The sequence below is a fragment of the Bradyrhizobium sp. OK095 genome, from assembly GCF_900109945.1.
Taxonomy (GTDB): domain Bacteria; phylum Pseudomonadota; class Alphaproteobacteria; order Rhizobiales; family Xanthobacteraceae; genus Bradyrhizobium.
Genome location: NZ_FOBX01000007.1, coordinates 276,763 through 288,891, shown reverse-complemented (window position 1 = coordinate 288,891; position 12,129 = coordinate 276,763). Strand labels below are relative to the sequence as shown.

The 12,129-nt window shown below is 63.6% G+C and carries 12 protein-coding genes; 11 read left to right on the top strand and 1 reads right to left on the bottom strand.

The genetic code is table 11. From position 1 onward, the window contains the following. Positions 1-37: 37 nt before the first annotated feature. The 10 genes from tsf (at position 38) to fabZ (ending at position 10,798) form a co-directional block, all read left to right on the top strand. Entirely contained in the window at positions 38-961 is a 924-nt protein-coding gene (gene tsf, locus BMW89_RS20335) for a translation elongation factor Ts (protein ID WP_092028768.1), read from the top strand. Between the two features lie 61 nt (positions 962-1,022). Beyond that, positions 1,023-1,739, top strand: a complete 717-nt coding sequence (pyrH, locus tag BMW89_RS20330; RefSeq protein WP_092028767.1) for a UMP kinase — start codon at positions 1,023-1,025, stop codon at positions 1,737-1,739. Positions 1,740-1,807: 68 nt separating this feature from the next. Further along, positions 1,808-2,371: a ribosome recycling factor gene (gene frr, locus BMW89_RS20325; RefSeq protein ID WP_092028766.1), complete on the top strand. Its 564-nt coding sequence runs from the start codon at positions 1,808-1,810 to the stop codon at positions 2,369-2,371. Positions 2,372-2,381: 10 nt separating this feature from the next. Beyond that, positions 2,382-3,140, top strand: coding sequence for an isoprenyl transferase (locus BMW89_RS20320; protein WP_092028765.1), 759 nt, complete (start codon positions 2,382-2,384; stop codon positions 3,138-3,140). After that, positions 3,137-3,979, top strand: a complete 843-nt coding sequence (locus BMW89_RS20315; protein ID WP_092028764.1) for a phosphatidate cytidylyltransferase — start codon at positions 3,137-3,139, stop codon at positions 3,977-3,979. Before BMW89_RS20320 ends, BMW89_RS20315 begins: the two co-directional genes overlap by 4 nt. Before the next feature lie 4 nt (positions 3,980-3,983). Next, complete coding sequence (dxr, locus tag BMW89_RS20310; RefSeq protein WP_092028763.1) at positions 3,984-5,207, top strand: 1-deoxy-D-xylulose-5-phosphate reductoisomerase; 1,224 nt, start codon at positions 3,984-3,986, stop codon at positions 5,205-5,207. Positions 5,208-5,251: 44 nt separating this feature from the next. Then, a complete protein-coding gene (rseP, locus tag BMW89_RS20305) occupies positions 5,252-6,403 on the top strand; it encodes an RIP metalloprotease RseP (RefSeq protein WP_092028762.1) in 1,152 nt (383 codons plus the stop codon). Between the two features lie 175 nt (positions 6,404-6,578). Then, entirely contained in the window at positions 6,579-9,143 is a 2,565-nt protein-coding gene (gene bamA / locus BMW89_RS20300; RefSeq protein ID WP_092028761.1) for an outer membrane protein assembly factor BamA, read from the top strand. Between the two features lie 129 nt (positions 9,144-9,272). Beyond that, positions 9,273-10,340: a UDP-3-O-(3-hydroxymyristoyl)glucosamine N-acyltransferase gene (lpxD, locus tag BMW89_RS20295; RefSeq protein ID WP_092028760.1), complete on the top strand. Its 1,068-nt coding sequence runs from the start codon at positions 9,273-9,275 to the stop codon at positions 10,338-10,340. Then, positions 10,337-10,798 carry a 3-hydroxyacyl-ACP dehydratase FabZ gene (fabZ, locus tag BMW89_RS20290; protein ID WP_092028759.1) on the top strand — a complete coding sequence of 154 codons (462 nt, stop codon included), beginning with the start codon at positions 10,337-10,339 and terminating at the stop codon, positions 10,796-10,798. Before lpxD ends, fabZ begins: the two co-directional genes overlap by 4 nt. A 6-nt stretch (positions 10,799-10,804) precedes the next feature. On the opposite strand, the gene BMW89_RS20285 is transcribed toward fabZ, so the two are convergent. Further along, the gene (locus tag BMW89_RS20285) at positions 10,805-11,167 is read right to left on the bottom strand and encodes a KTSC domain-containing protein (protein ID WP_092028932.1); all 363 of its coding nucleotides are present in this window, start codon (positions 11,165-11,167) and stop codon (positions 10,805-10,807) included. A 167-nt stretch (positions 11,168-11,334) separates the two neighbouring features. Between BMW89_RS20285 and lpxA the strand changes: the two genes are divergently transcribed. Continuing rightward, positions 11,335-12,129, top strand: coding sequence for an acyl-ACP--UDP-N-acetylglucosamine O-acyltransferase (lpxA, locus tag BMW89_RS20280; RefSeq protein ID WP_092028758.1), 795 nt, complete (start codon positions 11,335-11,337; stop codon positions 12,127-12,129).

Sequence of the window (12,129 nt, the reverse complement as noted above, 5' to 3'; positions counted from 1 at the left end):
GCCGCGGCGAACCGGCAGGCAAAAAGGATTTTCAACGATGGCAACGATCACAGCTGCGATGGTCAAGGAGCTGCGCGAGTCGACCGGCGCTGGCATGATGGACTGCAAGGCCGCGCTGACCGAAAACGACGGCAACATGGAAGCGGCGCAGGATTGGCTGCGCAAGAAGGGCCTGTCGAAGGCCGCCAAGAAGTCCGGCCGCGTCGCCGCGGAAGGCCTGATCGGCGCGCTGACCAAGGGCACCAAGGGTGTCGTAGTCGAGGTCAACTCCGAGACCGACTTCGTCGCGCGCAACGGCCAGTTCCAGGGCCTCGTCAAGATGGTCGCCCAGGTCGCCTTCGACGTCGGCGCCGATGTCGAGAAGATCAAGGCCGCCAAGGTCGGCGACGTCACGATCGAGACCGCGATCAATGACGCGATCGCCACCATCGGCGAGAACATGACGCTGCGCCGCGCAGCTTCCCTCGAAGTGAGCCAGGGCGTGGTGTCGCACTACGTCCATGGTGCCGTCATTGACGGCGCCGGCAAGATGGGCGTGATCGTGGCGCTGGAATCGCCGGGCAAGGCCGACGAGCTCGCAACGCTCGGTCGCCAGATCGCCATGCATATCGCGGCCACCAATCCGCTCGCGCTCGACCCGACCGGCCTCGATCCGGCGGTCGTCAAGCGCGAGAAGGACGTGCTCGCCGACAAATATCGCCAGCAGGGCAAGCCCGAGAACGTGATCGAGAAGATCGTCGAGTCCGGTCTGAAGACCTACTACAAGGAAGTCTGCCTGCTCGAGCAGGCCTTCATCCACGACACCGGCAAGTCGGTGGCGCAGGCGGTGAAGGAAGCCGAAGGCAAGGTCGGCGGCGCGATCAAGATCGCCGGCTTTGTGCGCTATGCTCTCGGTGAGGGAATTGAGAAGCAGGAAAGCGACTTCGCGGCCGAGGTCGCTGCGGCCAGCGGCAAGAAGTAAGCGCTGGAACGTTCCTTCCGGCGCGCCGCCGGAAGCGGCGCCCGGACGAGGAAAAGTGCTCATGACTGATCCGGTCTATCGTCGCGTCGTGATCAAGCTGTCCGGCGAGTATCTCGCGGGACAGCAGGGTTTCGGCATCGATCAGCCGACCATGGACCGGGTTGCGGACGATTTGATCGCCGCCCGTCAGCTCGGATGCGAGGTTGCGGTCGTGATCGGCGGCGGCAACATCTTTCGCGGTGTCGAGGTCTCCTCGCGCGGCGTGTCGCGCACGACCGGCGACACCATGGGCATGCTTGCCACCATGATGAACTGCCTCGCGCTGGAGGCGACGATCGAGCGTAAGGGCGCGCCGGCGAGGGCGTTGTCGGCCTTCGTCATGCCAGAGATTTCCGAGCTGTTCACCCGCACTGCGGCGCACAAATACCTCGCCGAGGGCCGGATCTTGTTGCTCGGCGGCGGAACCGGCAATCCGTTCTTCACCACCGACACCACCGCGGTACTGCGTGCGGCCGAGATCGGTGCCCAGGTGGTGCTGAAGGCCACCAATGTCGACGGCGTCTACTCGGCCGACCCGAAGAAGGATCCGACCGCCACGCGATTCGACCGCCTGACGCATTCGCAGGCGATCGAGGGCGGCTACAAGGTGATGGATGCGACCGCCTTCGCGCTTGCCCGCGAGACGTCGCTGCCTATCATCGTGTTCTCGATCGCGGAGCCGGGCTCGATCGGCGCTGTACTGCGTGGCGTCGGCCACGGAACCATCGTCGCCGGCTGACGGCTCACCTGGCGCGCCCCAAAAGGCGGGGCGCGGAGAGGTCGCCGGGATTTTGAAGGAGAAACGTGATGCCCACGGGTAATTTCGACCTCAACGAGGTGAAGCGTCGCATGCAGGGTGCCGTCGCATCGCTCAAGCACGAGCTTGGCGGTTTGCGCACGGGCCGCGCCTCGGCCTCGATGCTCGACCCGGTCCAGGTCGAAGCTTATGGCAGCCACATGCCGCTGAACCAGCTTGCCACCGTCAGCGTGCCGGAGCCGCGCATGATCTCGGTGCAGGTTTGGGACAAGACGATGGTCAAGCCGGTGGAGAAGGCGATCGTCGATTCCAATCTCGGCCTGTCGCCGGCGACCGAAGGCCAGGTGCTGCGCCTGCGCATTCCCGAGCTCAACGAGGAACGCCGCAAGGAACTGGTGAAGGTCGCGCACAAATACGCCGAAGCCGCCAAGGTCGCCGTGCGCCATGTCCGCCGCGACGGCCTCGATATGCTCAAGAAGCTCGAGAAGAATCACGAGATGTCGGAGGACGATCAGAAGCGTCACGCCGACGAGGTGCAGAAGGCGACCGACAGCACCATCACAGAGATCGACCAGCTGCTGGCCACCAAGGAAAAAGAAATCCTGACCGTCTAAGGCCGCCATCATGTCCAACGCCACCGCGCCCGCAACGGAAGGACCCGACCGGTCCGACGCGCCTGCGCATGTCGCCATCATCATGGATGGCAATGGGCGTTGGGCGGCCGCGCGCGGTCTGCCGCGTGCGGAAGGGCATCGCCGCGGCGTCGAGGCGCTGCGCCGCGTGGTGCGCGCCTCGCACGAGCTCGGCATCCGCTATCTCACCATCTTCTCGTTCAGCTCGGAAAACTGGTCGCGCCCGGCGAGCGAGATCGGCGATCTTTTCGGCTTGCTCCGCCGCTTCATCCGCAACGATCTGGCGAGCCTGCATCGTGACGGCGTCAAGGTCCGCATCATCGGCGAGCGCGATGGGCTCGAGGGTGACATCTGCGCGCTGCTCAACGAGGCCGAGGAATTGACGCGCGACAACACGCGCCTGACGCTCGTCGTCGCCTTCAATTACGGCTCGCGGCAGGAGATCGCGAAAGCGGCGCAGAAGCTCGCGCGCGAGGTCGCCGAGGGCAGGCGCGATCCTGCTTCGATCGACGCCGACACGCTGGGGGCGCATCTCGATGCGCCCGACATTCCAGACCCCGATCTCATCATCCGCACCAGCGGCGAGCAGCGGCTGTCCAATTTCCTGATGTGGCAGGCTGCTTATAGCGAGCTCGTCTTCGTGCCGATCCACTGGCCCGATTTCGACAAGGCGACGCTGGAAAGCGCGATCGCCGAATTTGCCAGGCGTGAACGCCGTTTCGGCGGCCTGGTCGCGAAAACCGCCTCGTGAGCGAACCCGACGTCGCACCGGCGGGCGCCAAGCCTGCCCCGAGCAATCTGGTGATGCGGGTCCTCGCAGCGCTGGTGCTGGCGCCGCTGACCATTGCGACCGCTTACGCCGGTGGCTGGCTGTGGGCGCTTGTCGTGACCTTGGTCTCGATCGGGCTGTTCGCGGAATGGCTGATGGTGGTGGGCGCAGGCTCGGCCGCGCTGACCGGGGCAGGGACGGTCGTCATCGCCATGATGGGGGCCTCCGTCGCCTTCGGCGCGCTCAAGACCTCCGTCGTCGTCGGCTGCGTCGGTGGCGCGATCGTGACGCTGATCGCGCGCGGCAAGTTCGTCTGGGCAGCCACCGGCTTTGCCTATGCGTCGGCGGCGCTGCTGGCCTCGATCCTGGTGCGAAAGGATCTCATCAGCGGTTTTGCGGCGCTGATGTTCGTGCTGCTGGTGGTCTGGGCGACCGATATCGGGGGGTATTTCGCCGGCCGCAGCATTGGCGGACCGAAATTGTGGCCGCGTGTGAGCCCGAAGAAGACCTGGTCCGGAGCGCTCGGAGGCTTCACGGCGAGCCTTGCGGTTGCCGCCGGCTTTGCCGCTTGCGGGATCGGAAAGTTGGTTCCGCTTCTGCTCGTCAGCGCTATCCTGTCGGTGGTCTCGGCCTGCGGTGATCTGTTCGAATCCGCGGTGAAGCGGCGCTTCGATGTCAAGGATTCCAGTCACTTAATTCCCGGCCATGGCGGATTATTGGACCGTCTGGACGGTTTTGTCGCCGCCATCCTGGTGGCATGGATTATCGGCTTCCTCCGCCATGGTGTGCATAGCGCCGGAAGCGGTCTTATGGTTTGGTGAGGATATGAGCGCGGTCCCATTGCGTAACAACAAGGCTGCGGCGTCGACCGTCCGCAGCGTCACGGTTCTCGGCGCCACCGGCTCGATCGGCGACAGCACGATGGATCTGCTGCGCGCCTCGCCCGAGCGCTACCGCGTCGAAGCCTTGACGGCGAACAGCAATGTCGAGGCGCTGGCAAAGCTCGCAAGGGAGTTTTCCGCGCGCTTCGTCGCGATCGCCGACGCCTCCAAATTCGCCGACCTCAAGGCGGCACTTGCGGGAACGAGCACAGAATGCGGCGCCGGCGAAAGCGCGGTGATCGAGGCCGGTGCGCGTCCCGCCGATTGGGTGATGGCGGCGGTCAGCGGCGCGGCCGGACTGAAGCCCGCGCTGGCAGCGGTCGATCGCGGCGCGCATGTCGCGCTCGCCAACAAGGAATGCCTGGTTTGCGCCGGTGATTTCTTCATGCAGCGCGCGGCGAAAGCGGGCGCCTGCATCCTGCCGGCCGATTCCGAGCACAACGCGCTGTTCCAGGCGCTGGCATCGGGCAATCGTGACGAGCTGGTCCGCGTCATCATCACGGCCTCGGGCGGTCCGTTCCGCACCTGGAAGCCCGCCGACATCGAGAAGGCGACCCTCGAGCAGGCCCTGAAGCACCCGAACTGGAGCATGGGCCAGAAGATCACGATCGATTCCGCCTCAATGATGAACAAGGGCCTCGAGGTGATCGAGGCGTCCTATCTGTTCGCGCTCTCGCCCGACGAGATCGACGTGCTCGTGCATCCGCAGTCGATCATCCACGGCATGGTGGAATTCTCCGATCGCTCGGTGATGGCCCAGCTCGGCTCGCCCGACATGCGCACGCCGATCGCCCATTGCCTCGGCTGGCCGGACCGGATCAAGGGACCGGCGGCCAAGCTCGACCTTGCCAAGATCGGCCAGCTGACCTTCGAGACACCGGATTTCGAGCGGTTCCCAGGACTGCGGTTGGCCTACGATTCGCTCCGGACCGGGAAGGGGGCGACCACCGTCTACAACGCCGCCAACGAGGTCGCGGTTGCCGCCTTCATCGCCGGCAAGATCCGGTTCGGCGCCATCGCCCGGCTGGTGGAGGCGACGCTCGAGGACTGGATCCGGGGCGGGAACCAGGCCCCCATGACCTCCGCGGATGATGCAATCGCCGTTGACCATGTTTCGCGAAATAGAGCTGCCGCCCTATTGCCTCAAATTGCCTTAAAGGCATCCTAGATGGTTCGGGGCCAGGGCCTTGCGGCGCTGGATGAGGGAATTCGATGATTGACTTTTTCGTCCATAGTTTCAATACGTTGAGCCATGGATTGCTCGGCTACGCGGTTCCCTTCCTGTTCGTCCTGACGATCGTCGTGTTCTTCCATGAGCTCGGCCATTTCCTGGTCGCACGCTGGGCGGGCGTTCGCGTGTTAACGTTTTCGCTCGGCTTCGGACCTGAGCTGGTCGGTTTCAACGACCGCCACGGCACCCGCTGGAAGATCTCGGCGATCCCGCTTGGCGGCTACGTCAAGTTCTTCGGCGACGAGAGCGAGGCCTCGACCCCGTCCTCCGAGACGCTCGCGGCCATGACGGCCGAAGAGCGTGCCGGCAGCTTCCACCACAAGAAGGTCGGCCCGCGCGCCGCCATCGTCGCCGCCGGCCCGATCGCCAATTTCATCCTGGGCGCGCTGATTTTCGCCGGCATGGCGCTGTACTACGGCAAGCCGAGCACGATCGCGCGCGTCGACGGCGTCGTTGTCGACGGCGCTGCGGCTACGGCCGGCTTCAAGATCGGGGACGTCGTGGTCCAGATCGATGGCAAGCCGATCGAGAGCTTTGCCGACATGCAGCGAATCGTTGCCATGAACGCTGGTGCGGCGCTTGCGTTCGAGGTGAAGCGGGACGGCGCCATCGTCGCGCTGACCGCGACGCCGGCGCTGCTCGAGCGCAAGGATCCGTTCGGCAACAGCCACCGTGTCGGTGTGCTCGGTGTCGAGCACAAGTCGCAGGCCGGTGAGACCTCGACCGCTCCGGTCGGTGTCGGCGAGGCGCTGAAGATCGGGGTCGAGCAGGTCTGGTTCATCATCACCAGCACCTTCAAGTTCCTCGGCTCGCTGTTTGTCGGAAACGGCAATCCCAACGAGGTCAGCGGCGTTCTAGGCATTGCCAAGATGTCGGGGCAGGCGGCCAGCGCCGGGTTCCAGTTCGTGATCAACCTCTGTGCGGTGCTGTCGGTCTCGATTGGCCTCTTGAACCTGTTCCCGATCCCGCTGCTCGACGGTGGTCACCTTATGTTCTATGCGGCGGAAGTGGTTCGCGGCCGGCCCTTGTCCGAGCGGACTCAGGAGATGGGGTTCCGAATCGGGCTGGGGTTGGTGCTGATGCTGATGGTGTTTGCCACCTACAACGACATCCTGCGGATGGCGGCTTCCTGATAGGGGCTTTTTTGTGGCGTTGCTCTTGGGCAACGTCTTGGAATGAAATTGAAATTACGGTGTCTGCTGCCGTTTGCGGCACCGAGGAAATTGGCTACAAGCGGCTTCGAACTTGGGGAATCTCCGGACCGGCGTTGGGGTGGGTCTGGCACGGAATGATAAGGGCGCGTTGCGCATGAAGTTTGGACTGCGACTCCGGGGGGGCTTGCTTGCAACCCTGATCATGTTCGGCGCGCCGGTGCTTGCCCCGGTTGGGGCTGCTTTTGTGTCTTCGTCTGCGTTCGCTCAGACCGTCCAGTCGATTTCCGTCGAAGGAAATCGCCGGGTCGAGGTGGAGACCATCCGCTCCTATTTCAAGCCTGGCCCGGGTGGCCGCCTGGATCAGGGCGCCATCGATGATGGCCTCAAGGCGTTGATCGAGACCGGCCTGTTTCAGGACGTGCGGATCAACCGTGGCGCCGGTGGCCAGATCGTCGTCTCCGTGGTGGAAAACCCGGTGATCGGCCGCATTGCCTTCGAGGGCAACAAGAAGATCAAGGACGAGCAGCTTACCGGCGAAGTTCAGTCCAAGGCGCGCGGCACGTACTCCCGCGCCATGGTGCAGTCCGATACGCTGCGTATCGCCGAGATCTATCGCCGTTCCGGCCGCTACGACGTGCGCGTCACGCCCGAGATCATCGAGCAGCCGAACAACCGCATCGACCTCATCTTCACGGTCGATGAGGGCGCCAAGACCGGCGTCAAGTCGATCGATTTCGTCGGCAACAGCGCGTTCTCGTCCTATCGCCTGCGCGACGTCATCAAGACCCACGAATCGAATCTGCTGAGCTTCCTCGCCAGCAGCGACATCTACGATCCAGATCGTGTCGAAGCCGACCGCGACCTGCTTCGCCGCTTCTATCTCAAGAACGGTTTCGCCGACGTCCAGGTCGTCGCCGCGCTCACCGAATACGATCCGGAGAAGAAGGGCTTCAACGTCACCTTCAAGATCGAGGAAGGTTCGCAATATCGCGTTGGCGCGATCGATTTCCGCTCCAGCATTCCGAACTTCGATCCCTCCTCGATGCGCAACTATTCGCGCGTCAATGTCGGCTCGCTCTACAACGTCGAATCGGTCGAGAAGTCGGTCGAGGAGATGCAGATCGAGGCCTCGCGCCGCGGTTATGCTTTCGCCGTCGTCCGTCCCGGCGGTGACCGCAATTTCGAGGCGCACACGGTGGCCGTCGTGTTCAACATCGACGAGGGCCCGCGCACCTATATCGAGCGCATCAATTTGCGCGGCAATACCCGCACGCGCGACTACGTGATCCGTCGCGAGTTCGACGTCTCCGAGGGCGATGCCTACAACCGCGCGCTGGTCGATCGTGCCGAGCGGCGCCTGAAGAACCTCGACTATTTCAAGAGCGTGAAGATCACGACGGAGCCCGGCTCTTCGAGCGACCGCGTCATCCTGATCGTCGACATGGAAGAGAAATCGACCGGCGACTTCTCGGTTTCGGGCGGTTACTCCACGACCGACGGTGCGCTTGCCGAAGTCTCGGTCTCCGAACGCAATTTGCTTGGCCGCGGCCTGTTTGCCAAGGCGGCGGTGACCTACGGCCAGTATGCGCGCGGCTATTCGCTGTCGTTCGTCGAACCGTATCTGCTCGACTACCGCGTCGCGCTGGGCCTCGACCTCTATCAGCGCCAGCAGCTGTCCAACAGCTACATCTCCTACGGTACCAAGACGCTCGGCTTCTCGCCGCGCTTGGGCTTCTCCTTGCGTGAAGATCTGTCGCTGCAGCTGCGCTACTCGATCTACCAGCAACAGATCACGCTGCCGTTCTACCTGGCGAACTGTAACAACATCGTCGGTTCGGGGGCGTTCAATCCGTCACCTGCGTACGCCAACACGGCGCAAGGCGCTGCGGATATCGCGTCCAGCGGCTTCAACTTCGGCGCGACCAACGGCCTCGGCTGCTACAGCGACGGCGAAGCATCGCTGCCGGTGCGCAAGGAGCTTGCCAGCGGCAAGACCCTGACCTCGGCGCTCGGCTACACGCTGACTTACAACACGCTGGACAACAACAAGAACCCCACCGACGGCCTGCTCGTCGATTTCCGGCAGGACTTCGCCGGCGTCGGCGGCGACGTCTCCTACCTGAAGTCGGTCATCGACGCGAAGTACTACGCTCCGCTGGTCTCGGACATCGTCGGCCTCGTCCATTTGCAGAGCGGCATGCTGAACAAGATCGGCAGCAACGAGCTGCGCATGCTCGATCAATTCCAGATGGGCCCGAACCTCGTCCGAGGCTTTGCTCCGAACGGCATCGGCCCGCGCGATTTGAATCCCTACGGTACGCAGGACGCGCTTGGCGGCACCAAATATTGGGGCGCTTCGCTCGAATTGCAGATGCCGTTCTGGTTCCTGCCCAAGGAAGTGGGTCTGAAGGGCGCGGTCTACGCCGATGCTGGCGGTCTCTACGACTACCAGGGTCCCACGACGTGGGCGCTGACCGGCGAAACGACCACGACCAAGAACTCGAACTGTACGGCATCGACGATCAGCCCAACTGTCACGCCTGGAACTTGTACCGGCTTGGTGTATGACAACGGCAATGTCGTCCGCTCGTCGGTCGGTGTCGGTCTGATCTGGCAGTCACCGTTTGGCCCGCTGCGCTTCGACTACGCGGTGCCACTCACCAAGGGCAAGAATGACCGCACGCAGGAATTCCGGTTCGGTGGCGGCACCTCGTTCTAATTCAATCAGCAGGGCATGATCCGGTCCCCCGTTGGGGGCCGGTCTCCAAAAAGTTCGTGCTCAATCCATGAGAAAAGGCATGATGCGGCCTCACCGCTTCATGCCGAAGCCGGACCGCGACGGGGTGGAATGGCGCAGCCGACCTTCTTCAAAAAGCCGCCTGCCTCAGCGCTGGCCGACATTGCCGCGCTGACCAAGGCGGAGCTGGTCGATCCCGCCAGGGGCGGCCATATCATCACGGGTCTCGCTTCGCTCGATGAAGCCGGCCCGATGCATTTGGCGTTCTTCGACAATCTCAAATATGCCGACGAGCTCAAGGCGACCAAGGCCGGGGCTTGCCTGGTGAGCCCGCGCTTCGAGGCCCAGGTGCCCGCGCATGTGGCCGTGCTGCGGGTGGCGCAGCCGTTCCGGGCCTTCGTCAGGATATCGAGGGAATGGCACGGCGATGCGCTGCGCCCGCAGTCCTGGTTCGGCAATGACGGCATTGCGCCGTCGGCCATTATCGATCCGTCGGCGCGGCTCGAGGACGACGTCATCGTCGAGCCTCTGACTGTCATTGGTCCTGACGTCGAGATCGGCAGCGGCACCGTGATCGGCGCCGGTGTGATCATCGGCCCCGGCGTCAAGATCGGCCGGGACTGCAATGTCGGGGCACGCACGGCGATCCAGTGCGCGCTGATCGGCAACAACGTGCTGATCCATCCCGGCTGCTCGATCGGCCAGGACGGCTATGGCTTCATCTTTTTCGGCCCCGAAGGCCATTTGAAGGTGCCGCAGACCGGGCGCGTGCTGATCCAGAACGACGTCGAGGTCGGCGCTGGTACCACCATCGATCGCGGGTCCCTGCGCGACACCGTGATCGGGGAGGGCACTAAAATCGACAATCAGGTCCAGATCGGCCACAATGTGACGATCGGCCGGAACTGCCTGCTGGCGGCCCAGATCGGGCTCGCGGGCAGCTTGACGATCGGCGACAACGTGGCGCTGGGAGCCAAGGTTGGCATCAACAATCACGTCAAGGTCGGCGACGGGGCGCAGGTCACCGCGATGAGCGGCGTCAAGGACGACATCCCGCCGAACGGTCGCTGGGGTGGCTTTTTTGCCAAACCGACCAAGCAGTGGTTCAAGGAAATTATCGCGGTGGAGCGCCTGGTACGCGACAGCAAGGCCGATCCGAAGAACGAGGGACGGGAATGACGGCGGAATCACCTGTTAAGTTCGAGCTGGTGGATATCAATGCGATCCTCCGGACGCTGCCGCACCGTTTTCCAATGTTGCTGATCGACCGCGTGATCAACATCCGCGCCGATTACAGCGGCATTGGCATCAAGAACGTCACCTTCAACGAGCCGGCCTTCCAGGGGCATTTCCCGGAGCGCCCGGTCTATCCCGGCGTGATGATGATCGAGGCGATGGCGCAGACCGCCGGCGTCATCGGCATCACCTCGGTCGAGGGCACCGAGAAGCCGCGCGCGGTGTACTTTCTCACCATCGACAAGTGCAAATTCCGCAAGCCCGTGCTGCCCGGCGATACCATCGAATATCACATGCGTTCGATCGGACGCCGCAAGGCGATGTGGTGGTTTCACGGCGACGCCAAGGTCAACGGCCAGGTCGTAGCGGAAGCCGACGTCGGCGCTATGCTGACGGACTGAGCGGGATCAGCTGCTCTGGACGCGCATGCGCGTCCGATACGCGTGGCGACTGGAGCAAGCGTAGCGGCCGGCCGTGCCCTCGCGCTTGATGTTTTGGTTGAAGAACTGGCCCATGGACGATGCGCCCAAAAGGCGCTCGACCGTGTCGGCCGTCACGCCGCAATAGCGGCCATAGGCGCCGTTCATCGCGACGATGAGGTCCTCTCGCGCGCGGTCGTAGCAGACCCGCTGAAGTACCGTGCTGCGAGTGATGTCGCGGCACTCGAACGTCCCGAGATCGACAAGCTTGCGTTCGCCGGTCTCGACAGTCTCGGAGACGATCGGAGCGGCCGCCAGCTGTGCGAGCAGGATTGCCAGGGCCCTGACCACGATGACTTCAACCTCCGCATTAACACGTTGAAGGGCCGGCTCATCCGGCACCTGAAACAGGCCGATATGATACGTCACTGGACAGATCGGGCATAGTCGCGCTAACCAGCGGAAAACCGAACGACTTCAACACCTAATCAGACCTTCTTGATGAGTAAGATTGCTTGATGAGCAAGATTGATCCCACCGCACGGGTCGAGGACGGCGCCGTGATCGGCGAGGGCACCGAGATCGGACCCTTTTGCATCATCGGTCCCCACGTCGTGATCGGCAGAAACTGCAAGCTGATCGGTCATGTGCACATCACGGCGCAGACCGCCATTGGCGACGATTGCACCATCTACCCCTTTGCTTCGCTCGGCACCCCGCCGCAGTCGCTCAGCTATCGGGGCGAGCTAACGAAGCTCCAGATCGGCTCGGGCTGCACCATCCGCGAATCCGTCACCATGAATGCCGGTACCGTCGCCGGCGGCGGCATCACCACGGTCGGAGACCGCGGTTATTTCATGAACTGCAGCCATGTCGGCCATGACTGCCATGTCGGCAATGACGTGATCTTCGCAACGTCGGCGACACTCGGCGGTCACGCCGAGATCGGCGACTTCGTCTTCATCGGCGGCCTGTCCGCGGTGCACCAGTTCACCCGGATCGGACCGCAGGTGATGGTCGGCGGCGTCTGCGGCGTGCGCGACGACATCATTCCGTTTGGCCTCGTCAACGGCCAGTACGCCGCGCTCGAGGGCCTCAACATCATCGGCATGAAGCGGCGCAAATTCACCAAGCAGCGGCTCGCGACCGTGCGCGCGTTCTACCAAAAGCTCTTCCACGGGCCCGGTATGTTTGCCGAACGGCTCGCCGCGGCGCAGCCGCTCGCGGGCGAAGATCCCGCGATTGCCGAGATCCTCGACTTCATCGGCAAGGGCAAGCATCGCCCGCTCTGTCTTCCCGCCATCGCAAAGTGA